We start from the raw sequence: 23,301 nt of genomic DNA on the forward strand, positions 1-23,301 counted from the left end.
TTTTGTTGCCTTGTGGATCAGTGGAACAGGATCATGACGAGGCCGCCGACGGCCGGCATGCCGACGATGAAGACGCGAAGCAGGGGCAGCGGGGCGAGGTGCGTCATCTTCGCACCGAACCAGGCGCCGATCATGAGGCCGGCGAGCGTCTGGATGAAGATCGGGAAGTCGAGCCGACCGTTGAAGAGGTAGCTCAGGCCGCCTGCTGCCGAGATGGGCAGGATGACCATCATGCAGGTGCCGATGGTCTGCAATAGCGGCACGCCGAAGACGACCATGAGGGCGAGCTGGATGTAGGCCGCCGCGCCGATGCCGAAGGCACCGGAGAGGAAGCCCATGAAGAGGCCGATGGCGATGCCGTAGATCCAGAGCTTGCGCCCCGTCAGAGGCTCCTGACGGATCTTGATGTGGCGGCCGAGCCATTCGGCCTGGTACATCTTGATGTAGAGTGTCAAAGCGCTCGAGGCGAGCATGATGCCTGTGATCGCGCTGAGGATGGCGGACGGCACGATGTTGGAGAAGTTGGCGCCGAGATAGGCACCGGCGATGCCGCCTGCGCCCATGATGGCACCCGTCTTGACGAGCACCTCGTGCTGGCGGAAGTGGCTGATCGTGCCGGACAGCATCGTGAAGACCATCGAGGCGAGGGCCACGGCGAGCGCTGTGTGGATGGGCACGTGGAAGCCGACGGTCAGCAGGGCAATCGTGACGCCGGCGCCGCCGGCCCCGACAAAGCCGATCAATGCGCCGAGGGCGAGCATGGAGGCGAATAGCAAGAGAATCATCCTTTCTGATTTCTGATGTTTGTCTGAGCGCGCTTTGAGAGAAGCAAAAAAGCCAGGAGCAACTGCATCCTGGCTGTGATATACAATGGTGACACCTATGGGATTCGAACCCATGAACCCGGCGTGAGAGGCCGGTGTCTTAACCGCTTGACGAAGGCGCCGTGGTGACACCTATGGGATTCGAACCCATGAACCCGGCGTGAGAGGCCGGTGTCTTAACCGCTTGACGAAGGTGCCACGTAACTGACTTGGTTTATTATATTACACTTCCTGCAGTTTGGCAAGACTTTTTTTGAGGCGATCCAAAGAAATTTTTTTGCCGAGCAGAGAGAGGATTTCCGTGGCGCTGCCCGGCGTGACTTTCTGGCCTGCTGCGGCGATGCGCAGGACCCACATGGCGAAGCCCTTCTTGATTTCCTTCTCTTCGATGTAGGCGTTGAGCTTCTCGTAGAGTGCATCGTTGCTCCATTCGGACTCCGGCACGTCCTCTAAGAGGGCCATCATGCCCGGCAGCAGTTCAGCGGCCTTCTCCGGCGTGACCTTGTTGCGCTTGTTGACGTAGAGCTCCGCATCGAAGGCCGGCTGCTCGCAGAGGAAGGCAATCTCCTGCGGCAGGTCGCCGAGGCGCTGGATGCGCGTCTTGAGCAGTGCGGCGAGATGCGCCCAGTTCTTCTCGAGGTAGTCGGGCAGGTCGCCGGCGAACGGGCGCGCCATCTTGGCGAAGTCCTCATCGCTCATGGCCTTGAGGTATTCGCCGTTGATCCAGCCGAGTTTGTCGTAGTCAAAGACAGCCGGGGATTTCGAGAGGCCTTCGAGGCTGAAGTGCGCGATGAGCTCATCCATCGAGAAAATCTCCTGGTTCGTCGTCTTCGGATTCCAGCCGAGCAGCGCGACGTAGTTGACGATGGCGTCGGGCAGGTAGCCGGCCTTGACGAGGTCATCGAAACTCGTGGCACCGTGGCGCTTCGAGAGCTTCGAGATGGAGCCGTCCTCGTTCTTGCCCATGACAGGGGCGAGGTGGATGAAGGTCGGGACATCCCAGCCGAACGACTCGTAGAGCAGGATGTACTTCGGCGTCGAGGTGATGAACTCTGCACCGCGCATGATGTGCGTGATGTGCATGAGATGGTCATCGATGACGTTGGCGAAGTTGTAGGTCGGCATGCCGTCACGCTTCAGGAGTACCTGGTCCTCGAGCTCTTCGTTCTTGATCGTGATGTTGCCGTGGAGCACATCGAAGAACGTCGTCTCGCCCGTGAGCGGCATCTTCTGGCGGATGACATAGGGATCGCCGTTCTTGAGGTGCTCTTCGATGACCTCCGGCGAGAGGTTGCGGCAGGTGCGGTCATAGCCGCCGAACTGGCCGGCCGAGTGATCTTCGTCCGGGTCACAGAAGCAGTAGTAGGCGTGGCCCGTCTTGACGAGCTCCTCGGCGTACTGCTTGTAGAGATCCATGCGCTCGCTCTGGACGTACGGGCCGTACGGGCCGCCGAGGGATGGGCTCTCGTCCGGGACGATGTGCGCCATCTCGAGCGTGCGGTTGATGAAGTCGACGGCGTCGGCGACGTAGCGCGTGCGATCCGTGTCCTCGATGCGCAGGATGAACTGGCCCTGCTGGGATTTTGCGTAAAGATAGCCGTAAAGGGCCGTGCGCAGGTTGCCGATATGCATGTAGCCCGTCGGGCTCGGCGCAAAACGCGTGCGGACAGTCTGCTTAGTCAATGGAATTCCTCCTCTTTTTTATGTATACGATGTGTGCATTGCGGGATATCTTTAAAAAGTATACTACAGAACAGCTTATGAGACAAGAAAAGGCAAGGGATGGAGCCCTTGCCTGACTGGTTCAGCGATTTTTATCGGTTCACTTCCGCAGGAAGTTGTAGAGTGCGCGGTACATGAGCATGGAGCTCACAGCGCCCGGGTCCTCATGGCCGATGCTGCGCTCGCCGACGAGGCTTGCGCGGCCGCGGCGCGCGGCAATGGTCTTCGTGAAGTCCACACCCTCTTTGGCGGCATGCGAGGCCTCTTGGAGGACCTCGAAGAGCGTCTTGCCCTCAGCATGTTCCGGCAGGAAGCACTCGTGGATGGGAATCAGCGCGTCGAGCATGGTCTTATCGCCCTTTTTTGCATGGCCGCGTTTCTCGATGCCGGCAATAGCCGCGCCGAGGAGCTTTTCGAAGGAGGCGACGCTGAGTTTCGTGTCCTCGTCGCAGACCTCGGAAGCTCTGACGAATCCCGTGCCGTAGAGTGGGCCGGCGGCGCCGCCGACGTTGCGGATGAATGCCTTGCCAATCGTGTAGAGGACGGGGCCCGGCTTCGTCGTGTCGTCCATCTCCTCGACGGCATCGAGCGCGGCCTGGAAGCCGCGGGCCATGTTGATGCCGTGGTCGCCGTCAGCAATCTGGCGGTCGAGATCCGTCAGGTAATCTTTCTGGGCGATGATCGCCGCGGCAACTGCATCGAGTGCGTCTTTGATTCTGGTCATATGAAAAACTCCTTTTTATCTAGCACCGATATCGTGATGATTATCTATACCAATGATATTATATTATAACATGAGGACGAAAAAGCACAAGAGTGAATTGACAGAAATATGGGAGAAGATAAACTCTTTCTACCTATGATTTTTGGGAAAAAGATTTGCCTATTTTTGTGAGAAAAAGTATAATAGCAAGAAAGAGATATAGGACGTATGAATATTTGCTATAGACGGCTCCGGCCGGAAAGAGAGATCACTATGGAAATCAAGGATATGCGGGCATTCTATGCCATCGTGGAAGAGGGCAACATCAGTCATGCGGCACAGCGCCTCGACATTGCGCAGCCGGCGCTCTCGCGCCAGATGAAGCGGCTGGAGACTTCGCTCGGCGTGCAGCTCTTCGAGCGCGGTAGCCGGCGCATCCGCCTGACGGATGCGGGGCGCGTGCTCTACTCGCGCGTCGAGCACATCCTCGGCATGGTCGACGGGACGGTGCGTGAGATCACGGAGATCGGCTCCGGCATCGCCGGCTCGATCCAGCTCGGGACAATCACGACGTCGGGCGCACTGCTGCTGCCGGAGCTCATCTCCGAGTTCCACCGCCGCTACCCGCAGGTCACGTATCAGATCTGGGAGGCCGAGGGCGCGCGCATCCTGGAGCTGCTCGACAACCGCGTCATCGAGATCGCCATCACGCGCACGCAGGTGGACTCCAAGGTCTACGAGTCGATCGTGCTGCCGAATGAGCCGCTCGTCGTCGTCATGAATAAGGACCAGGTCATCGGTGCGTCCGACAGCGAAGTCCGCATGGAGGAGCTGCGCGACACGCCGATCATCATCCCGCTGCGCTGGCAGAGCCTCTTCATTGCGAACTGCCGCAAGCTCGGCTTCGACCCGCACATCCTCTGCGTCTCGGATAGCATCGTGCAGGACCTCCTGCTCGTCAAGCGCGGCATGGGCGCGGCCATCCTGCCCGTCTCATCGCGCACCTTGCTGACGGACGGCAATCTCCATTACAAGAAGCTCGTTTCGCCGGAGATGAGCACGCACACGGTCATCGCCTGGCTCAAGAACCGCACGCTCTCTTCGTCGAGCGAGCACTTCATCAAGCTCTTCCGCGAGATGTTCCTCGGCGAGAGGGCGCAGCACGGCGATGAAGAGACGGTGTGAAAGCAATTAGAATCGAATTAATTCGGCAGGAATCCCTTTCTTTTTCCAGGGAGCTGCTATATAGTAGAGATATATTAAAAAATATATCTCTTTTTTTCTTATCTTCCGTTTGTCATTGGATATCATCTGGATATGGAGGGGATCACATGGATAAGGCAAATCAGCCGAGCAAACCAGTACGCATCTTCATTGTCGAGGACGAGCACCGCATCGCGCGCTTCCTGCAGATCGAGCTCGAGCACGAGGGCTTTGAGACGGAGATCGAGGAGAACGGCACGCGCGCCTATGAGCGCATCATGCAGGGCAACTTCGACCTTGTGCTGCTCGATGTCATGCTGCCGGGCATGGATGGCCTGACCATCTGCAAGCGCGTGCGCGAGGTCTCGTCTCTGCCGATCATCATGCTGACGGCCAAGGACGAGGTCGAGGACAAGGTGGCCGGCCTCGACATCGGTGCTGACGACTACATGACGAAGCCGTTTGCCATCGAGGAGCTCATGGCCCGCATCCGCAATGCGCTGCGCAAGCACGTGCCGGACAATGGCGTGCCGCTCGAGGAGCGCCTGCAGGTCAAGAATCTCGTCATGTACCCGAAGCGCTATGAGGTCGAGGTCGACGGCGAGACGGTCCACCTGACGAAGAAGGAGTACTCGCTGCTCGAGTACATGATGCGCAATAAGCGCACGGTCCTCACGCGCGACCAGATCCTCGAGAAGGTCTGGGGCTACGATTACAGCGGCGACACGAATGTCGTCGATGTCTACATCCGCTACCTGCGCGCCAAGCTCGACGACCACTTCCATGAGAAGTACATCTACACGGTCCGAGGCGTAGGCTATGCGGTCAAGGAGTAAGGGCTTCTGGCAGCGCCTCTACTGCAGGAGCCCGCTCTGGCGCATGAAGATCTCGACGAAGATCACCTGCCTCTATGCGGCCATCCTGCTCGTCGTGCTGCTCCTCACGAGCGCCATCATGGGCCTCGGCATCTACTTCTCGTTCTACCATGAAGCGGAGACGGAAATCCACATCGCGATGCAGAACGTGCAGAAGGGGCTGGCCTCGTCGCGCAGCCTGCAGGCATTCCTGAAACGCGGCGATCTCGTCCCGCCTGGCGTCGTGATGCGCGTGACGGACCTGACGGGCAGTGTCATCTACGAGAACGACTCACATTACCCCTCTCTTGATGTGGTGGAGGATCATCGTGTGAAGAACCCGCCGTTCTGGGCGGCCAAGGACATGGAAGTCGTCGAGTTCAACCGCTTCATGATGTACTATACGACGATGGATGTGGCAGACCACGGACAGCTCTACCAGTTCCACTTCTTCCGCACGATTACGGCGGAGAAGAACTTCCTCATGGAACTCCAGCGCCTGCTGTTCCTCATCACGATCGCGGGCACGCTCGTCGCGCTTCTCGCGGGATATTTCCTGAGCAACAGGATACTCCAGCCCATCCGGAACCTCACGCAGACGGCGCGCAAGATCGAGGTGGAGCGCATGGACAAGCGCATCGAGGTGCCGCCGGCGCAGGACGAGCTGTCAGAGCTCGCCCTGACGTTCAACCACATGCTCGACCGCTTGGAGCGCGGCTTCAATCAGCAACAGCGCTTCGTTTCGGATGCCTCGCATGAGCTCCGGACACCGGTGACGGTCATTCTCGGCTACTCCGACCTGCTCGCGCGCTGGGGCCGCTCCGATGCGAAGATCCTCGAGGCGGGCATCACCTCGATTCGCTCGGAGGCTGAGGATATGCAGGACCTCATCGAGAAGCTGCTGTTTCTCGCGCGCGCCGATCAGAAGCGCCAGGTCCTGCACAAGGATTTCGTCCACCTCGATGAGCTCGTCGACGACGCCGTCCGCAAGATGAAGCTCGTTGCCAAGGAGCACACTGTGCGGCTGGCGGTCAATGAGCCGGGCATCATCTACGCGGACCCGGCCACGATGCGCCAGATGATGCGCATCTTTCTCGAGAACGCGGTCAAGTACACGCCGGCAGGCGGCCATATCGCGGTTTCGTCTCGCCGCCTGCCAGAGAAGGGCTGCATGGAGCTGACGTTTGCCGATGATGGCATCGGCATCGCGCAGGAGGACAAGGGCAAGATCTTCGAGCGCTTCTACCGCGCGGACAGCGCGCGCACGAAGAAGGCCGGCAGCATCGGCGGAACAGGCCTCGGCCTCTCCATCGCGAGCTGGATTGCCGAGCAGCACGAGATTGAGATTGCCGTCGAGAGCGAGCTTGACAAGGGCACGAAATTCATCCTGACCATCCCGCTGGCAGAGGATGACGAAAGCGATACAAGCGATAAAGAAGGATAACAGGCATAAGGAAGCGGCCATGGGAAATTTGAATTTTCCCATGGCCGCTCTTTTCTTGCAGTGTATAGCGCCCTTGTCAGTGGAACAGGCGCCCGAAGAGGTGCTTCTTCTCATTCGAGGCGATGTGGCGGACGCTGATCTCGTCGGCTCCGTTGAAGAAAATGTCGGGGTTGGCGATGCTCTCGACCCACTCCTCCGAGTAAATCGGCTTGTCCATGAGCAGGGAGCTGACCTTCTTGCGGATGACCTCGAGTGCGGCTGGGTCATCCACATTGAGGGCGGCGGCGAGGAGCTGGCCAATCTTCTCCATGTCCTTTTCCTTCAGGGAACGCGTCGTCGGATTGAGGCTGGAGAGGCGCAGCACGGGGTGTGCGGGCCTGCGCTCTGCATCCGGCAGGCGTGCCGTCTTGATCATGAAGCCCGCGCGGTGCAGCTTCTGCTCGGTCTTCTGCGGGTCGGCATCTGGGGGCAATGCCGCGACGACGAGGTGGCAGTCTGTGCCGTCGCCCCAGATGGGGATGCCGTTCTCTTGCAGGGCTTTGCTCAGGGCACGCGCATTGGCGATGACCTGCTGCCCGTAGAGGCGGAAGGACGGCTCGGAAGCCTCGCGCAACGAGACGGCGAGGGCTGCGAGGCGGTTCTTGTGCAGGGCGGAATGACCGTTGTCGATGACGGAGCGCTCAATCGTCTCGGCCAGATCTTTCTTGCAGAGGATGATGGCGCCTTCAGGGCCCTGCAGCGAGTCATTCGTCGGGAAGGTCACGATGTCGGCGTCAGCGACGGGCGACGGCATGAGGCCTGCGGCAACGAGGCCGACGTTCTGGCCGATGTCGACCCAGAGCAGCGCGCCGGCCTCGTGCGTGACTTTCGCGAGGCGCTTCGTGTCGATGGCGAACGGGAAACTCGTCGGCGAGAAAATCACGATCTTGGGCTGGTGGCGTGCAATCTGCTCGTCGAGTTCCTTCCAGTCGATGTCGCGGTTCTCCCAGTCTGCTCCGAAGATGGAGAAGCGGTAGGAGAGGCCGTGGCAGAGCTCCTGTTTGCGGCCATTGAAGGAGAGGACGGGATTGCCGGATTTCAAGAGCGCCTTGAAGACGACGCGCGAGGCGGCGCTGATGCTGTCGAGGCGTACGATGGCGTGTTCCGCATGGAAGCACTTGAGCGCGCGCTCGACCGCCATGCGCTCAAAGCGCCCAGTGCGGCTGATGCCGTGGTAATCCGTGCTGACGTTGGCGAGGATGCTGCCTTCGAGGTAGGCGGCAAACGGTGATTCGGCATTGACGGTCGGGATCAGGGACATCGTGAAGCGCTGCTCCTCGATCTCGTCCTGGAATTCGGCAAATACTTCTTCATCGAGCTTCTTGAGCGTGCTCAGTAATTCTTCTCTGTCCATATAAGTACCTCACTTTTTGTGGAATTGTTTCGGCTGGTAGTGCACATCCGGCATCAGAACGGCCAGACGAGCGGGATGATGACCGTGCAGACAATCATCGAGACGAGGACGAGCGGCAGGCCGACCTTGACATAGTCCATGAAGTGGAACTTGCCAGGGCCGAGGATAAGTGTGTTCGGCGGCGTGGCGACCGGCGTCGTGAAGGCACAGGATGCGGCGATGCCGATGGCCATGAGCACGGGGAACGGCGAGACGCCGATCGACTGGGCAATCGAGATGCCGATCGGGGCGAGCAGCGCTGCGGCGGCCGTGTTCGACATGAACTGCGTGAGGCCGCAGGACAGAAGGAACAGCGCCATGACGATGATGAGCGGGGAGGCGTTGCTGCCGATGATGCCGACGACGCCGTTGGCGATCATCGCACCGGCTCCCGTCTTGTCCATGGCCTCTGCGAGCGGCAGCATGCCGGCGAACAGGAAGATGGTCGTCCAGTCGATGCCGCCGTATGCCTGCTTCTCGCTGAGGCAGCCCGTGATGACGCAGGCGAGTGCGCCGATGATGGCGGCCGTCTGCATCGGCACGTTGATCGTCTTCGAGAGTGCCATGGCGACGACGACGAGGATGAGGATGATGGCACAGATGGCCATCTTGCGCGTATCCTTCGGCAGGTCAGACGTCAGGTCGCTGAGGTTGCTGTCGATATGGCCGTGCGGGCAGAGCCGCCTGCCAATCGTCAGCATGTAGATGACGCCGGCGATCGAGAGCGGGATGCCGATCCAGGCGAATTCAAAGAAGCCGAAGGGCTGCAGGCCGCTGGCGGAGAGCGTTGCGCTCATGAGGATGTTCGGCGGCGTGCCGATCATCGTGACGGTGCCGCCAACATTGGCCGCGACGGCCAGGGCCATGAGCTGCGGCGAGACGGCGAGGCGCGCGACGGCGCAGATCTGCACGACGACCGGCAGCAGGCAGGCGACGGTCGCGGTGTTCGACGAGACAGAGGACAGGATGATCGTGACAATCATGATGGCGGCCATCAGGCGCTTCTCGCCCGTGCCTGCGGCATGGACGACGGTGATACCGATGCGCTGGGCGAGGCCCGTCTGGAACATCGCGGCGCCGATGACGAACATGCCGGCGAAGAGTACGACGGTGGAATTCGACAGGCCGGAGAATACCTGTTTCGGCGTTAGCACGCCGAGCAGGCCGAGGGCGATTGAGGCGCCCATTGCTGTGACGGCGAGCGGGATGAGCTCGGTCACGAAGAAAAAGGCTGCTACCCCGAGGACAATCAGGGTCAATACTGCTGGATCCATAAATAGACTCCCTTCTTTCTGAAAGCTTCTCGCATGAGGAACGGGATATTTCGCCATCCCTCTCGTTATCTCTTATCTATTCGTCGCGTTTTTACCGTTTTCCTCTTAGGCTCTACAAAAAAAGAGTCTCAAACGACGAGAGTTGAAAATTTGTGTACTTTTGTGCAATTGAAGCAGGAAGTCAGCCGCTCTGGAAAGAATAGGGTAAGAAACCATCTGGGCATCTGGGATTGTAAAGAAAGAATGAGAGATTGGAAGAATGGAAGGAGCGTTCATGAGGATGAGGGTACTTGTCACGGGTGTAACGGGACAGCTCGGGCACGATTGTGTCCTGGAGCTGAAGGATAGAGGCATTGAAGTGCAGGGCGTGTCGAGCCGGGAATTCCCCCTGACGGATGTGGAGGCGATGCGCCGCTATATGGCCATCTACAAGCCGACATGCGTCATCCACTGTGCGGCCTACACGGCAGTGGACCGGGCGGAGGATGATGAGGCGGCCTGCATGGCTGTCAATGCAGCGGGCACGGCGAACCTTGCCAAGCTCTGCCGCGAGTTCCACGCGAAGATGGTCTACATCAGCACGGACTACGTCTTCCCGGGAGACGGCACGGAGCCATATGAGACGGACGCGCCAAAGGGGCCGACGAATGTCTACGGGAAGTCGAAGCTCATGGGCGAGGAGGCCGTCAGCTCGATACTCCGGCGCTGCTTCATCGTGCGCATCTCGTGGGTCTTCGGCATCAACGGCAAGAACTTCATCCGCACGATGCTGCGCCTCGGCCAGTCCCATGCAAAGCTCACGGTCGTCGATGACCAGGTCGGCTCGCCGACATACACGCGCGACCTCGCGGTGCTGCTAGCCGACATGATCCAGACGGAGCGCTATGGCGTCTACCATGCGACGAACGAGGGCTTCTGCTCGTGGGCCGAGCTGGCGGCAGAGGTCTTCCGCCAGGCCGGCATGCCGGTTGTCGTCGAGCCCGTGCCGTCATCTGCCTATCCGACACGCGCTGTACGGCCGCATAACTCCCGCATGAGCAAGAGGAGCTTGACGGAGGCAGGGTTTTCGCTGCTGCCGCGCTGGCAGGATGCCGTCGGGCGCTATCTCATCGAGCTCGAGAGCCTGAGGGAGCAGCAGGAAGCCCGCGCAGAATGAAATGAATGGAGCATTGCATTACAGGATTTGTCCTCTGAGCGTGTACATCTCGGCGAGGTGTACACGCTTTTTATTTTCCTGGGATACAGAGTACGCGTATAAAACACAAATTACAGGAAAAAGTATTGCATCCTGCTACTGTTTAGTGTATACTAACACATGTACTTTTGAGAGAAACGTATTTCGTTTCACTGCGTCAATTGCAATCAAGGGGGATTCATATGTTTCATAAGATTGGTAAGAAATACCGGGAGACTGCACTGATTAAGCTGATCATCGTCGGCCTTATCCTCGGCATCATCATCGCGCTGGCAGCCCCGCAGGCCGTGCCGGCCGTCTCGGTGCTCGGCGATCTTTTCGTCCGTGCCCTCAAGGGCATCGCACCGGTCCTCGTCTTCGTGCTCGTCATGAATGCTCTGGCTCAGAAGAATTCGGATGCCAGCGCTTCGATGAAGCCAATCGTGCGTCTCTACGTCTTCGCGACGTTCTGCGCCTCACTTGTTGCCGTCGCATACTCGTTTGCGTTCCCGACGGTCCTGCACCTGCAGGTTGCCGATGCGCAGCTCGCGCCACCGTCCGGCATCGTCGAGGTCCTGCACAACCTGATCCTCTCGGTCGTCGACAACCCGATCCACGCGCTGGCCAATGCCAACTACATCGGCATCCTCGGCTGGGCCTGCCTGGCTGGCATCGCGCTCCATGCGGCCAGTGACACGACGAAGAACATGCTCAACGACTTCGCGAAGACGGTCACGAAGATCGTGCAGTGGGTCATCCGCTTTGCACCGTTCGGCATCATGGGCCTCGTTGCCAACGCCATCGGCACGAATGGTCTCGGTGCACTGCTCGGCTACGTCCAGATCCTCGGCGTCCTGCTCGCGGCGTTCTTCACGGTCGCACTGGTCATGAATCCGCTGATCGTCTACCTGCACATTCACCGCAATCCGTATCCGCTCGTCTGGACGACGCTCAAGGAGAGCGGCCTCTACGCCTTCTTCACGAGAAGCTCTGCGGCCAACATTCCGGTCAATCTCGCACTCTGCGAGCGCCTCGGCCTCGATGAGGACACGTACTCGATCTCCATCCCGCTCGGCGCGACGATCAACATGAGCGGCGCGGCCATCACGATTGCCGTTCTCTCGCTCGCCGCAGCGCACACGCTCGGCATCAGCGTCGACCTGCCGACGGCACTCCTTCTCTGCCTCGTCTCGACTGTCGGTGCCTGCGGCGCCTCGGGTGTGGCTGGCGGCTCCCTGCTGCTGATCCCTGTCGCCTGTGCATCGTTCGGCATCGGCAATGACATCGCCATGCAGGTCGTCGGCGTCGGCTTCATCATCGGCGTCATCCAGGATGCCTGTGAGACGGCCCTCAACAGCTCGACGGACGTGCTCTTCACGGCGACGGCTGAATTCGCACAGCGCGCCAAGGAAGGCAAGTTGCGCAATGAGGACATGGTTTCGCACAACAACTGATTTTACGACATAAAAAATGCGGTCCAGCTCTGCTGGATCGCATTTTTGCTGTATAGAGGCGATCATTTGCGGATGATCAGCGCCATGAAGACGAGATCTTCTGTCTTGGATGTGTTCTTGATGCCGTGCTGCTCGCCGTCCGGGCAGAACGTCGTCGCACCGGCACCAATCTCGACTTCCTTGCCGTTGTCGTTGTAGAGCGCATGGCCGGAGAGGATGTGATACGTCTCCGTGTTGCCGACGTGCTGGTGGACGCCGATGCCGCAGAGTGGCGGCACAATGACCTTTGCGTACATGTCGCACTTGCCGTCGAGTTCTTTAGGTGTCAGGAGTTTGACGATCGTGATCGTGCCAATGCCTTTTTCTGCCTGTCCCGGTGCTGGTTCAATGAATGCCATGGTAAAATCTCCTTTTCGCTGTTCGAGCCTTGCCGCAGGGCGGCAAGTTTGTTACAATGGATATACAATTTATAGATTCTAGATAAATGCGGGGATTCCTCTATGAAGATGGGATTTGCGCTTTATTTTTTTGGAGGATGCGATATGGTTTATCTCTTGAAATTCGGGGCCAGCTGGGTACTGCCGCCTGGCATTTTCATCCTGGCGCTCTTTGTCTTGTCCTGGTGGCTCTTGAAGAAGCGCGGCGAGAAAAAAGCGGCAGCAATCCTGTTTGGCCTGACCTTTGCCTTCTACCTGCTCTGCACGGGCTTCGTTGCCGAGAAGACGATGGGCTGGCTGGAATCTGCTTACCAGCCGCCGGAGCAGGCGTCGGGCGATGTCATCATCATGCTCGGCGGCGGCGCCTACAGCGACACGCCGGATGTCGACGGCACGGGGACGCTCTGCGCAAGCCCTGCGAGCCGCCTCTTGACGGCCGTGCGCCTGCAGCGTCAGCTCGGCGTGCCGATCCTGCTGTCGGGCGGCCAGGTCTACGAGGACACGGGCGCGGAGGCGAAGATCGCCAAGCGCGTGCTCATGAGCCTCGGCGTGCCGGAGGAGAAGATACTGACGGAGACGAAGAGCATCAACACGAGTCAGAATGCCCGCTTCTCAGCTGAGATCCTGCGCGAGAACGGCCTCTCGCACCCGATACTCGTGACGAGCGCCTTCCACATGAAGCGCTCGGTGCTCAACTTCCAGAAGCAGGGCGTGGCCGTCGAGCCGTTCCCGACAGACTACCTGGTCGCGCACCATCCTGTATTCCACTACACGAAGCTGCGCCCGCAGACAGAGGCACTCCTAGACAATGTGACGGTGCTGCAGGAGACACTGCGCACCTTTGTGACGAGGTATATCGAATGACAAAGAACTTGACAGAAGGATCGCCGGCCAAGCTGATTTTCTTCTTCACCATGCCGCTGATTGCGGGCAATATCTTCCAGCAGCTCTACGCCTTTGTCGACACCTTGATCGTCGGCCGCTTCCTCGGCGTCAATGCCCTGGCGGCCGTCGGCTGCACGGGCGCCCTGATGTTTTTGATGCTCGGCTTCGTCATAGGCTTCTCGACAGGGCTCTCCATCTACACGGGCCAGCGCTTCGGCGCGCGCGACGAGGAGGGTGTGCGCAAGAGCGCGGCGGCCTGTGCCGTGCTCTCTCTCCTGGCCTCAATCGTCCTGACGACCGTCGGCGTGCTGCTCTGCCGCCAGCTCCTAGTCTGGATGCAGACGCCGGCGGAGATCCTCGACGGGGCCTATTCCTTCATCAGCCTCGTCTACGCAGGCATCGGCCTCTTCGTATTCTACCAGACGCAGACGAATCTCATCCGCGCGCTCGGCGACAGCAAGACGCCGACCGTGCTGCTCGCCTGCGGGCTTACGCTCAACATCATCTTCGAGCCGATCGCGATCCTCGTCTTCGGCTGGGGCATCCCGGGCGCTGCTCTGGCGACACTCGCCTCGCAGGTCTGCGGCAACCTGCTCTGCCTCTTCTTCATCCTGCGCAAGGTGCCTGCGCTGCGCACGCACCGGAAGGACTGGTGTCCGGACTTCAAGCTCTACTGGGAACACCTGCGCATCGCCCTGCCGATGGGTTTCCAGTCGAGCATCATCGCGATTGGCGCTGTCATCCTGCAGGTTGCGCTCAATGACCTCGGCCCTACGGCCGTTGCGGCCTATGCAGCAGCCCAGAAGATCGAGTCCATCGCGATGATGCCGATGATGTCGTTCGGCATCGCGATGTCGGCCTACACGGCACAGAACTACGGCGCGCGCAAGTTCGAGCGCATCGGCGAGGGGGTGCGCAAGTGCTGCTACATGTCCGTGACGTTTGCCGTGCTTGCCGGCGCGGGGCTCATCTTCTTCGGCCCTTCGCTCATGCACCTCTTTGTCGGTGATGGGGCGCAGCAGGTCATCGACTTCGGCCACGAGTACCTGATTGTCAACGGCTCGTGCTACTGGATCCTCTCCTTCCTCTTCATCTTCCGCTACACGCTGCAGGGACTCGGCCAGAGCGTCGTGCCGACGATCGCGGGCATCATGGAGCTCTTGATGCGCACGGCAGCAGCGCTCTTCCTCTGCGGCTGGCTCGGCTACCTTGGCGCCTGCCTCGCCAACCCGATGGCCTGGATCGGCTCCTGCGTTCCTCTGGCCATCGCTTTCTACTGGACGCACCGGAGCTTCAAGAAAAAATATCATCTCGCCTGAGCCCTTTTTGTAGGATTTGCAGGATTCAGGCAATTTCTGTCGAAAAAGAACTACAACAATAAATCAAAACATCACAATGACAGTGATTGCTGAAAAGGGATTCAGGAAGGGATGGATTCAATATGTATCAGGATGAGTACAAACGCTGGGCAACTGCCGATCTCGTGGACTTCGATCTGAACAAGGAACTCAATGACATCGCCGGTGATGATGAGGCCATCAAGGACCGCTTCGCCGTCGCTTTGGAGTTCGGCACGGCCGGCCTGCGCGGCGTGCTTGGTGCAGGCACGAACCGCATGAACATCTGGGTCGTTCGCCAGGCTACGCAGGGCGTTGCCGACTGGGTCAAGACGCAGGGCGGCACGCAGACCGTCGCCATCAGCTACGACAGCCGTCTCAAGGGCTGGAACTTCGCGCGCGAGGCCGCCGGCGTCCTCGCGGCAAATGACATCCACGTGCGCCTCTACGAGGAGCTCATGCCGGTACCGGCCCTGAGCTTTGCGACGCGCTACTACCACTGCAACGCCGGCATCATGATCACGGCTTCGCACAACCCGGCGCAGTACAACGGCTACAAGGCATACGGCCCGGACGGCTGCCAGATGACAGATGATGCGGCCGCTGTTGTCTACGCGTCCATCCAGAAGACGGATGTGCTGACGGGCGCAAAGCACATGAGTTTTGCCGAGGGCGTCGAGAAGGGCCTGATCCAGTTCGTCGGCGAGGACTGCAAAGATGCCTTCTACAAGGCTATCGAGGCGCGCCAGGTCCGCCCGGGCCTCGCGAAGACGGCTGGCCTCAAGCTCGTCTATTCGCCGCTCAACGGCACGGGCCTCGTGCCAGTCACGCGCGTGCTCAAGGACATCGGCATCACGGACATCACGATCGTGCCGGAGCAGGAGTACCCGAACGGCTACTTCACGACCTGCAGTTACCCGAATCCGGAGATCTTTGCGGCACTTGAGAAAGGCCTTGAGCTCGCGAAGAAGGAGCAGGCTGACCTCATGCTCGCGACGGACCCGGATGCTGACCGCGTCGGCATCGCGATGAAGTGCGCTGACGGCAGCTACGAGCTCGTCTCGGGCAACGAGATGGGTGTCCTGCTGCTCGACTACATCTGCCAGGGCCGCATCGAGAAGGGCACGATGCCGAAGAACCCGGTGGCTGTCATGTCCATCGTCTCGACGCCTCTTGCTGACAAGGTCGCCGAGCATTACGGCGTGGAGCTCCGCCACGTGCTGACGGGCTTCAAGTGGATCGGCGACCAGATTGCACAGCTTGAGGCAGCTGGCGAGACGGATCGCTTCATCTTCGGCTTCGAGGAGAGCTACGGCTACCTCGCCGGCCCGTACGTCCGCGACAAGGATGCCGTCGTCTCCTCGATGCTGATCTGCGAGATGGCAGCTTATTACCGCTCCATCGGCTCGTCGATCAAGCAGCGCCTTGAAGAGATCTATCAGCAGTATGGCCGCTACTACAACAAGGTCGATGCCTTCTCGTTCCCGGGCCTCTCGGGCATGGACAAGATGAAGGGCATCATGGTCAGCCTGCGCCAGACCCCGCCGACGGAGTTTGCCGGCAAGAAGGTCGTCGAGACGATTGACTACGCAGAGCCGGAGAAGACGGGGCTGCCGAAGGCAAACGTGCTCATTTACAAGCTCGATGACGGCTCGACGGTTGTCGTTCGCCCGTCCGGCACGGAGCCGAAGATCAAGACGTACTTCACGACGCTCGGCAAGGACCTCGCAGAGGCACAGGCCGAGAAGGAGAAGCTCGCAGAGGCCGTCAAGCCTCTCTTAGCCTGACTTTCACAGAAGAGAATAGTTCACAGAATAAGGGATACATGGTATAATAGAATCGTATGGAATAAGCGATCTGCTGCCGGTATCCCTTCCGTATTCCTGAGCAAATGGCCGCGGTGAGAGAACCTGCAGCAGAACAAGAAGAGGAGTGTTAGAACATGAGTTTAAAGCTGAAATCCGGTTTTACGTTCGACTACGACAATCTTTACGGTGAAGGCAAAGTCACGGAAGCGGACCTCAAATCCTACGAGGAAGATCTCAAGAAGGCGCATGAAGCCATGAAGGTCATGCGCGAGACGGGCTTCATCCGTGCGCATCTCTCGAAGGACGGCGAACCGGAGAAGGTACTGTTCTCTCAGACGCCGTACGTTGAGGAAGGCCACATCAACAGCCCGAGCTCGCTGAAGCGCCTGCAGGAACTGACGGACCACGTCAAGGGGAATGTCGACGTCGTCGTCTCGATGGGCATCGGCGGTTCCTACCTCGGCAACAAGGTCCTCTTCGACGTGCAGTGCGGTGCATACTGGAATGAACTCACGAAGGAAGAGCGCAACGGTTTCCCGCAGGTCTACTTCAGCGGCAACAACATCGATCCGCGCAGCACGGGTGATCTCATCCATCATCTCGAAGATGAGTCCAAGATCCTCAAGTACCATGAGAAGCGCAACCTCAAGGTCCTGCTGCTTGTCATCTCGAAGTCCGGCGGTACGCTCGACACGATGTCGAACTTCATGGTCGTCTATGACGCCCTGCAGAAATACCCGGGCATCGACGTCGAAGTCATCGCGGTCACGGACCCGAACATGGAGAAGCAGACGCTCCTCAAGAAGCTGGCCATCGAGAAGGGCTGGCCGCAGTTTGCTGTACCGGACGGTGTCGGCGGACGCTTCACGGTCTTCACGGAAGTCGGCCTGACGCTGGCCGCCTGCATCGGCTTTGACATCAAGAGCTTCCTCGACGGTGCCAAGGACATGGACAAGGCTTGCCAGAACGATGATATCTGGCAGAACCCGGCTATGCTCAACGCAGCGCTGAAGTTCGCTGCCTCGGAGAAGCACGGCCGCGACATCGAGGTCATGATGCCGTACGGCGATTACCTCAAGTCCGTATCCGAGTGGTACATCCAGCTGCTCGCAGAATCCCTCGGCAAGCAGTTCAACAAAGAGGGCAAGGAAGTCTGCTACGGCCGCACGCCGCTCGTCGCTGTCGGCACGACGGACATGCACTCCCAGACGCAGCAGCATCAGGAAGGCAAGCTCAACAAGGTCGTTCAGTTTGTCAAGATCGAGAAGTGGGCGAATGACCTCGTGATCCCGAACACCTTCCCGGAGGCCAAGAAGCTGGCTGACATCTCCGGCGTCACGATGAGCGAGGCCCTCGAGGTTGCCCGCCAGTCGAATGCCGATGCACTCGCTTCGAACAAACGCTATAATGCATGCTTCGCACTGCCGGAGCTCAATGCCTATCACCTCGGCGAACTCCTCTACATGCTCGCGATGAGCGTTGCTTATGAGGGTGAACTCGCAGATGTCGATGCCTTCAACCAGCCGGGCGTCGAGTCCTACAAGCGCATCATGGGACCGAAGCTCCAGGCACTCAAGGCTGCTAAAGCTGCAAAATAATCCATAGCACATACCCGAGGCTTATCTGTGGCAGTACACAGACGCAGTCAAAGGCGCAGGAAAGGCTCTGTCCGTTTGGCAGAGCCTTTCTTCGTATAAAATAAAATCAGAATAATGTAAATATAATAATATAAGGGGAGGGATGCTGATGCATGTGACGCCAAAGCAGATTGCCTTTGCAGCTGTAGCCGCTGTGCTGCTGGCAGTGGTGCTGTTCTGGCAGGGCGCAGCCGATGGGATGGACCAGGAACTGCCGGAGACGGCCGCAGATGGAGGCAGCGCGCCCGCGGTGGCGCAGAAGAGCCGGGATGGCGCGCGCTACGAGAAGATTCGCGGCATGGAGAGCCAGGTGGCAGTCGAAGACCTGCGCAATCCCTTCTCGCCTGGGCACGAGAAGCGCGGCGAAGCGGCGGCCGCGCCTGTGAAAGCCGCGCAGAAGACGGAATCTGCCCAAAATGTGCAGCCGCCCGCGCCGCCCGCCCGAGCGTCTATGAGGGCGGAGGCGGCTCCAGAGATGCCCGTCTCCGCGCCTGAGCCTGTACTGGCACTTCGAGGCATCGTGCAGGGCGCGGAGCCGCTCGTCATCCTCTCGGACGGCGCGCAGAGCCGATCCCTGGCCGTCGGCGAGCACTTCTTCGGCTACGAGGTCGTCGAGATCGGCAGGGCGGGTGTGCGGCTTTGCGGCCCAGACGGTGAAATCTGGCTGCCAATGGCTTCATTCCATTCGGATGGAGAAGCTGCCGGACAAGATGACAGGATAGAGACGCGTTAGCACAAGATGCGTAAAAGAGAAGAGGAAAGGAGGCAGCCGATGACGGTCAACTGGACAAAGAGGATAGGGAGGGTAATGTTCGGCACGGTATTGCTCGGGTGCTTTTTGACAGGCGGCGTGGAGGCCGCACCCATCGAGATGCAGGTCGTCGAAGGCGATGTGCGCTCCGTGCTCATGTCGCTGGCGCGTGCGGGCCACGAGAACATCGTGCTCGATGACAGCGTGGAGGGGACGGTGACGCTCCATGTGACAGAGGAGCCGACGAAACTCCTGCGCATGGTCGCTGCTTCGAAGGGGCTCGTGCTCGTCAAGGAGGGCACGACGTACCTCGTGACGACGGCCGCGCGGGCAGACGGCCTCAGGAGCGTGCACGTCTACCCCGTGCGCCATGCCGACCCCGCTGACATCGCGCGTGCGGCGGAGCTCTCGCTGCGCAGCGCGGCTGACAAGGCGGATGCGCAGCAGGAAGGCGCGGGCGGCAGTGCGCGCCGCGTCCTCGTCGATAGCGCGACGAATTCCGTGCTGTTCTATGGCACGGCAGCAGAGGCATCTGGCGTGGCGGAACTCGTGCGCCATCTCGACTGCAAGCCGCAGCAGGTATCGCTTGAAGCAAAGGTCGTGGCGCTCTCAAAGGACGCATCCAAGAAACTCGGCGTCGAGTGGCAGTGGTCATCGCTGCCGCAATATCCAGACTTCGAGACGACGTACCGCCACAAGGGCACGGACCATGAAGTGCAGGAAAAGGAGATCAAGCGCCACACGCAGGACGGAACGGTGCCGGGCATCATCCAGTTCGGACGCGGCCCGGAGGGGGTGCCGTTCGAGTTCTACTACAGCGCGACAATACAGGCGCTCGTGACGCAGGGCAAGGCCAAGATGCTCGCGCGGCCGAATATCACGACGGTACAGGGCCGGGAGGCGCTTATCAACATCGGCGGCGAGGTCCCCGTGCCGACGCAGTCGGTGACGAACAGCACGACGACGACGACGTACACCTACCGCCAGGCCGGCATCATCCTGCGCTGCACGCCGCGCATCCACGAGGACGGCCGCATCACGGCGACAGTGCACACGGAGGTCAGTTCGCCGCTCTACGTCGAGGACATCAAGGCCTACCGCTTCCAGAACCGCAGTGCCGACACGACGGTCAGCCTGCGCGACGGCGAGACGATGGTCATCGGCGGCCTGATCGGCAGCGATGAATCGAGGACGCTGTCGAAGATCCCGTTCCTCGGCGACCTGCCCATCCTCGGCGCGTTCTTCCGCAGCGTGCGCCAGAGCCGCTCCGAGTCTGAGATCATGATCTTCCTGACCGCGCATGTCATCCCCGACGACGGTTCGACGTGATGCAGATAATACGATAAGATACAGAATCAGAAGCTTTGATAAAAGTCATGACGACTTTTGCTCGGAGCTTCTTTTCTTTTGCATAAACATCCGTTATAATAAGAAGGTGATTACAATAAATGAATGAGATTCGTAATTGATGAATGTTCAGATTATGGGCGGGGGGATGAGCGTGCAGTATCCGGTCAATATGGAGATCGCAGGGCGTGTCTGCGTGATCATCGGCGGCGGGCGCGTTGCCGAGCGGAAGGCACATGTGCTCTTGCAGGCGGGCGCGCACCTCATTGTCATCGCACCGGCTCTGACGAGGCTGCTCTATCAGGAGGCGTCGACAGGATGTTTCTTCTGGCTGGCCCAGCCGTACGAGACGGGGTTCCTGCAGCGCGTGCGCCCGTTCCTTGTCTTCTGCACGGCAGATGATCATGCGGTCAACCGCGTGGCGGCCGAGGAGGCGCGCGCATCCGGTGCGCTCGTCAATGTGGCCGATGAGCCGGAGCTCTCGGACTTCTTTGTGCCGGCGAGCATCCGGCGCGGCCGCTTCCTGCTGACCATCGGCACGGGCGGCCTTAGCCCTGCCTTTTCGCGCAGCCTGCGCGAACAGCTCGAGCAGGCATTCCCGCCGGCCTTCGGCCTCTGGATCGAGAGGCTGGCCGCGATCCGTCAGGAGATGAAGGACAAGCTGCCGACGAGCGATGACCGTCAGGCATTCTGGCGCGCGGCATTGTCGCGGGACATCATGGAATTAGTCAAGGCCGGTCGTCTGAACCGGGCGGAGGTAATGATTCGACATGCAATTATTGATTTTAGGCCTCAATCATAAGACGGCGCCTGTGGAGGTGCGCGAGCACTTCGCGATTTCCCGGCAGGCCGTTCGCGACGGGCTGGAAAATCTCAACGAATACGAGGGGATATCGGAGGCCGTCGTGCTCTCGACCTGCAACCGCAGCGAGATGTACGCCGTCGTCGACGATGCAGAGGAAGATGCAGCGACGCTCAAGCAGTTCCTGTTTGACTTGACGGGCAACGACGAGGACATCGACGCGTATCTCTACTCGTTCGTCGACGAGGAATGCATCCGCCATCTCTTCAACGTGGCGTCGAGCCTCGATTCGCTCGTGCTCGGCGAGGGGCAGATCCTCTCGCAGGTCAAGGAGGCGTACGCGATTGCGCGCGAGGCCGGCACGACGAGCACCGTGCTCAATACGCTCTTCCACCGCGCCATCGCGACGGGCAAGCGCGTGCGCACGGAGACGCGCATCGCCTACAATTCGGTTTCCGTCAGCTATGCGGCCGTCGAGCTTGCCGAGGAGAAGTTCGGCTCGCTTGCGGCCTCGAATGCGCTGATCTTTGGCGCGGGCAAGATGGCGGAGCTCACGGCACAGCACCTCGTCGCACACGGCGTGCGCAAGATCTACGTGGCAAACCGTCACATCGAGCGGGCTGAGCAGCTCGCGGCGGAGTTCGGCGGCGAGGCCGTTCCGTTCGACGGTGCGCTGAAGCGGGCGGTGGATGTCGATGTCATCGTGACGTCGACGGGCGCGCCGCATTACGTCGTCAAGCCCTGGGAGACGCGCCAGCTCATGACGAAGCGCAAGGGCAGGCCGCTCTTCTTCATCGATATCGCCGTGCCGCGCGACGTCGATCCGGAGGTCGCGGGCATCAAGGGCGTGACGCTCTACAACATCGATGCGCTGGAGGCCGTCGTCGACGAGCACAAGGAGGAGCGGCTGCAGGAGGCAAAGCTCGCGCATGCCATTGTGGAGGAGGAAGTGAAGTCCATCGAGGACAAATTCCAGTACCTCTCCTTCCGTCCGCTCATGGCGCTGCTCTCGGAGCGCTGCGAGCGCATCCGCCAGCGCGAGGTGCGCCGCGCATCGTCGAAGCTGCCGGACCTCACGAAGTCGGAGCGTCGGCAGATCGAGCACATGACGCGCATGATCGTGCGCAAGATCCTGCGCATGCCGATGATGAAGCTCAATGCTTCGGCGGGCACGCCGCAGGAGTCATTCTACATCGAGGCCATGCGGGCCTTGTTCAAGTTGGACACGATAGGGGAGGCGGCAACGAGTGAAGAACGGCACAATCGTTATCGGGACGCGCAGCAGTAAGCTCGCGCTCTGGCAGGCAGACTATGTAGCAGACTGCCTGAAGGAGCGCTATCCGGATCTGCGCGTCGAGAAGAAGCTCATGACGACAAAGGGCGACAAGATCCTCGACGCGCCGCTCGCCAAGATCGGCGGCAAGGGGCTCTTCACGAAAGAGCTCGAGCAGGAGATGCTCGAGGGCGGCATCGACATCGCGGTGCACAGCCTCAAGGACATGCCGACGGAGGTGCCGGAGGGTCTCGTGATCTCTGCCATCACGAGGCGATTTGATCCGGGGGACGCTGTGGTGAGCCCCGTGTACAAGACGCTCGAGAATCTGCCGCAGGGTGCAAAGGTCGGCACCTCGAGCCTGCGCCGCAAGGCGCAGCTCCTGCACGCACGGCCGGACCTCAATATTTCGGACCTGCGCGGCAATGTCAACACGCGCCTGGAGAAGCTTGAGCGCGAGCACTTCGACGCGATCATCCTGGCCGTGGCAGGCCTCAAGCGCCTCGGCTTTGCGGACCGCATCACGGAGGTGCTGCCGCGCGAGATGGTGCTGCCGGCCGTCGGCCAGGGCGCTCTTGCCATCGAGACGCGCGAAGACGACCGCGAAGTGCGCGGGCTCATCGCCTTCCTCAACGATGAGGAGACGGTGGCCTGTGCCAGGGCGGAGCGCGCCTTCCTGGCCCGCGTCGAAGGCGGCTGCCAGGTGCCTGTCGGCGTCTACGCAGTGCCTGCTGCCGGAGAGCGGCTTCATGTCGAGGCGGTCATCGCCTCGCTCGACGGCGCGCGCCTCTACCGCGACACTGCTGTGGGCAGCGCGGCAGAGGCCGAGTCGCTCGGCAAATCGCTTGCCGACAAGCTGCTCGCGATGGGCGGCATCGAGATCCTGCACGAGATCGGCCTGCTGCTCGACCGGTGAGGCGGGCAGAGAGAACCTGGGCGC

The 23,301-nt window shown here is 60.2% G+C and carries 20 protein-coding genes and 2 tRNA genes; 14 read left to right on the top strand and 8 right to left on the bottom strand.

What is annotated here, in order from left to right; genetic code table 11:
• Window positions 1-17: 17 nt before the first annotated feature.
• The 5 genes from T518_RS05065 to dhaL form a co-directional block, all read right to left on the bottom strand.
• Window positions 18-776 carry a sulfite exporter TauE/SafE family protein gene (locus T518_RS05065; protein ID WP_036376377.1) on the bottom strand — a complete coding sequence of 253 codons (759 nt, stop codon included), beginning with the start codon at window positions 774-776 and terminating at the stop codon, window positions 18-20.
• Window positions 777-871: 95 nt separating this feature from the next.
• Window positions 872-946, bottom strand: a tRNA-Glu gene (locus T518_RS05070).
• A 1-nt stretch (window position 947) separates the two neighbouring features.
• Window positions 948-1,022: transfer RNA gene (locus T518_RS05075), tRNA-Glu, on the bottom strand.
• A gap of 24 nt (window positions 1,023-1,046) precedes the next feature.
• Window positions 1,047-2,507, bottom strand: a complete 1,461-nt coding sequence (gltX, locus tag T518_RS05080) for a glutamate--tRNA ligase (RefSeq protein ID WP_036376215.1) — start codon at window positions 2,505-2,507, stop codon at window positions 1,047-1,049.
• 139 nt (window positions 2,508-2,646) lie between these two features.
• On the bottom strand, window positions 2,647-3,270 hold the full coding sequence (gene dhaL / locus T518_RS05085; RefSeq protein ID WP_036376218.1) for a dihydroxyacetone kinase subunit DhaL: 624 nt from the start codon (window positions 3,268-3,270) through the stop codon (window positions 2,647-2,649).
• A gap of 252 nt (window positions 3,271-3,522) precedes the next feature.
• Here dhaL and T518_RS05090 point away from each other — a divergent pair, with 252 nt between their 5' ends.
• The 3 genes from T518_RS05090 to T518_RS05100 all read left to right on the top strand — a co-directional run bounded on the left by T518_RS05090 (window position 3,523) and on the right by T518_RS05100 (window position 6,750).
• The gene (locus T518_RS05090; RefSeq protein ID WP_036376221.1) at window positions 3,523-4,434 is read left to right on the top strand and encodes a LysR family transcriptional regulator; all 912 of its coding nucleotides are present in this window, start codon (window positions 3,523-3,525) and stop codon (window positions 4,432-4,434) included.
• Between the two features lie 146 nt (window positions 4,435-4,580).
• Window positions 4,581-5,288, top strand: a complete 708-nt coding sequence (locus T518_RS05095) for a response regulator transcription factor (protein WP_036376225.1) — start codon at window positions 4,581-4,583, stop codon at window positions 5,286-5,288.
• Entirely contained in the window at window positions 5,272-6,750 is a 1,479-nt protein-coding gene (locus T518_RS05100) for a sensor histidine kinase (RefSeq protein WP_427825256.1), read from the top strand. The genes T518_RS05095 and T518_RS05100 overlap by 17 nt, the downstream gene beginning before the upstream one ends.
• Window positions 6,751-6,826: 76 nt before the next feature.
• Here T518_RS05100 and T518_RS05105 read toward each other — a convergent pair whose 3' ends face one another.
• Both T518_RS05105 and T518_RS05110 read right to left on the bottom strand, forming a co-directional pair.
• On the bottom strand, window positions 6,827-8,143 hold the full coding sequence (locus T518_RS05105; RefSeq protein ID WP_036376231.1) for a hypothetical protein: 1,317 nt from the start codon (window positions 8,141-8,143) through the stop codon (window positions 6,827-6,829).
• 53 nt (window positions 8,144-8,196) lie between these two features.
• The gene (locus tag T518_RS05110) at window positions 8,197-9,456 is read right to left on the bottom strand and encodes an SLC13 family permease (RefSeq protein ID WP_036376234.1); all 1,260 of its coding nucleotides are present in this window, start codon (window positions 9,454-9,456) and stop codon (window positions 8,197-8,199) included.
• A gap of 280 nt (window positions 9,457-9,736) precedes the next feature.
• Here T518_RS05110 and rfbD point away from each other — a divergent pair, with 280 nt between their 5' ends.
• Together rfbD and sstT are read left to right on the top strand one after the other, a co-directional pair.
• Entirely contained in the window at window positions 9,737-10,612 is an 876-nt protein-coding gene (gene rfbD, locus T518_RS05115; RefSeq protein ID WP_036376380.1) for a dTDP-4-dehydrorhamnose reductase, read from the top strand.
• 221 nt (window positions 10,613-10,833) lie between these two features.
• Window positions 10,834-12,084 carry a serine/threonine transporter SstT gene (gene sstT, locus T518_RS05120; protein ID WP_036376237.1) on the top strand — a complete coding sequence of 417 codons (1,251 nt, stop codon included), beginning with the start codon at window positions 10,834-10,836 and terminating at the stop codon, window positions 12,082-12,084.
• Window positions 12,085-12,146: 62 nt separating this feature from the next.
• Here sstT and T518_RS05125 read toward each other — a convergent pair whose 3' ends face one another.
• A complete protein-coding gene (locus T518_RS05125; protein WP_036376241.1) occupies window positions 12,147-12,482 on the bottom strand; it encodes a cupin domain-containing protein in 336 nt (111 codons plus the stop codon).
• Window positions 12,483-12,626: 144 nt separating this feature from the next.
• Between T518_RS05125 and T518_RS05130 the strand changes: the two genes are divergently transcribed.
• The 9 genes from T518_RS05130 (at window position 12,627) to hemC (ending at window position 23,277) form a co-directional block, all read left to right on the top strand.
• Complete coding sequence (locus T518_RS05130; protein ID WP_036376244.1) at window positions 12,627-13,385, top strand: YdcF family protein; 759 nt, start codon at window positions 12,627-12,629, stop codon at window positions 13,383-13,385.
• Complete coding sequence (locus T518_RS05135) at window positions 13,382-14,725, top strand: MATE family efflux transporter (protein WP_036376247.1); 1,344 nt, start codon at window positions 13,382-13,384, stop codon at window positions 14,723-14,725. Before T518_RS05130 ends, T518_RS05135 begins: the two co-directional genes overlap by 4 nt.
• A gap of 122 nt (window positions 14,726-14,847) precedes the next feature.
• Window positions 14,848-16,530, top strand: a complete 1,683-nt coding sequence (locus tag T518_RS05140) for a phospho-sugar mutase (RefSeq protein ID WP_036376250.1) — start codon at window positions 14,848-14,850, stop codon at window positions 16,528-16,530.
• 155 nt (window positions 16,531-16,685) lie between these two features.
• Window positions 16,686-18,149 (top strand): glucose-6-phosphate isomerase, encoded by a 1,464-nt coding sequence (locus T518_RS05145; protein ID WP_036376253.1) that lies wholly within the window; start codon window positions 16,686-16,688, stop codon window positions 18,147-18,149.
• A 148-nt stretch (window positions 18,150-18,297) separates the two neighbouring features.
• Entirely contained in the window at window positions 18,298-18,921 is a 624-nt protein-coding gene (locus T518_RS05150; RefSeq protein WP_036376257.1) for a hypothetical protein, read from the top strand.
• Window positions 18,922-18,996: 75 nt separating this feature from the next.
• Window positions 18,997-20,268 carry a type II secretion system protein GspD gene (locus T518_RS05155; protein WP_051652200.1) on the top strand — a complete coding sequence of 424 codons (1,272 nt, stop codon included), beginning with the start codon at window positions 18,997-18,999 and terminating at the stop codon, window positions 20,266-20,268.
• A gap of 139 nt (window positions 20,269-20,407) precedes the next feature.
• Window positions 20,408-21,088 (top strand): precorrin-2 dehydrogenase/sirohydrochlorin ferrochelatase family protein, encoded by a 681-nt coding sequence (locus T518_RS05160; RefSeq protein WP_081828426.1) that lies wholly within the window; start codon window positions 20,408-20,410, stop codon window positions 21,086-21,088.
• Entirely contained in the window at window positions 21,057-22,376 is a 1,320-nt protein-coding gene (gene hemA, locus T518_RS05165; RefSeq protein ID WP_036376260.1) for a glutamyl-tRNA reductase, read from the top strand. The genes T518_RS05160 and hemA overlap by 32 nt, the downstream gene beginning before the upstream one ends.
• On the top strand, window positions 22,336-23,277 hold the full coding sequence (gene hemC, locus T518_RS05170) for a hydroxymethylbilane synthase (RefSeq protein ID WP_036376263.1): 942 nt from the start codon (window positions 22,336-22,338) through the stop codon (window positions 23,275-23,277). The genes hemA and hemC overlap by 41 nt, the downstream gene beginning before the upstream one ends.
• Window positions 23,278-23,301 lie beyond the last annotated feature (24 nt).

This window comes from Mitsuokella jalaludinii DSM 13811 (assembly GCF_000702905.1).
Classification (GTDB): domain Bacteria; phylum Bacillota; class Negativicutes; order Selenomonadales; family Selenomonadaceae; genus Mitsuokella; species Mitsuokella jalaludinii.

Coding starts and splice junctions, on each gene's coding strand:
- dhaL (WP_036376218.1), bottom strand. CDS start 3,270: ATGACCAGAATCAAAGACGCACTCGATGCAGTTGCCGCGGCGATCATC.
- T518_RS05090 (WP_036376221.1), top strand. CDS start 3,523: ATGGAAATCAAGGATATGCGGGCATTCTATGCCATCGTGGAAGAGGGC.
- T518_RS05095 (WP_036376225.1), top strand. CDS start 4,581: ATGGATAAGGCAAATCAGCCGAGCAAACCAGTACGCATCTTCATTGTC.
- T518_RS05100 (WP_427825256.1), top strand. CDS start 5,272: ATGCGGTCAAGGAGTAAGGGCTTCTGGCAGCGCCTCTACTGCAGGAGC.
- T518_RS05105 (WP_036376231.1), bottom strand. CDS start 8,143: ATGGACAGAGAAGAATTACTGAGCACGCTCAAGAAGCTCGATGAAGAA.
- T518_RS05110 (WP_036376234.1), bottom strand. CDS start 9,456: ATGGATCCAGCAGTATTGACCCTGATTGTCCTCGGGGTAGCAGCCTTT.
- rfbD (WP_036376380.1), top strand. CDS start 9,737: ATGAGGGTACTTGTCACGGGTGTAACGGGACAGCTCGGGCACGATTGT.
- sstT (WP_036376237.1), top strand. CDS start 10,834: ATGTTTCATAAGATTGGTAAGAAATACCGGGAGACTGCACTGATTAAG.
- T518_RS05125 (WP_036376241.1), bottom strand. CDS start 12,482: ATGGCATTCATTGAACCAGCACCGGGACAGGCAGAAAAAGGCATTGGC.
- T518_RS05130 (WP_036376244.1), top strand. CDS start 12,627: ATGGTTTATCTCTTGAAATTCGGGGCCAGCTGGGTACTGCCGCCTGGC.
- T518_RS05135 (WP_036376247.1), top strand. CDS start 13,382: ATGACAAAGAACTTGACAGAAGGATCGCCGGCCAAGCTGATTTTCTTC.
- T518_RS05140 (WP_036376250.1), top strand. CDS start 14,848: ATGTATCAGGATGAGTACAAACGCTGGGCAACTGCCGATCTCGTGGAC.
- T518_RS05145 (WP_036376253.1), top strand. CDS start 16,686: ATGAGTTTAAAGCTGAAATCCGGTTTTACGTTCGACTACGACAATCTT.
- T518_RS05150 (WP_036376257.1), top strand. CDS start 18,298: ATGCATGTGACGCCAAAGCAGATTGCCTTTGCAGCTGTAGCCGCTGTG.
- T518_RS05155 (WP_051652200.1), top strand. CDS start 18,997: ATGTTCGGCACGGTATTGCTCGGGTGCTTTTTGACAGGCGGCGTGGAG.
- T518_RS05160 (WP_081828426.1), top strand. CDS start 20,408: ATGAATGTTCAGATTATGGGCGGGGGGATGAGCGTGCAGTATCCGGTC.
- hemA (WP_036376260.1), top strand. CDS start 21,057: ATGCAATTATTGATTTTAGGCCTCAATCATAAGACGGCGCCTGTGGAG.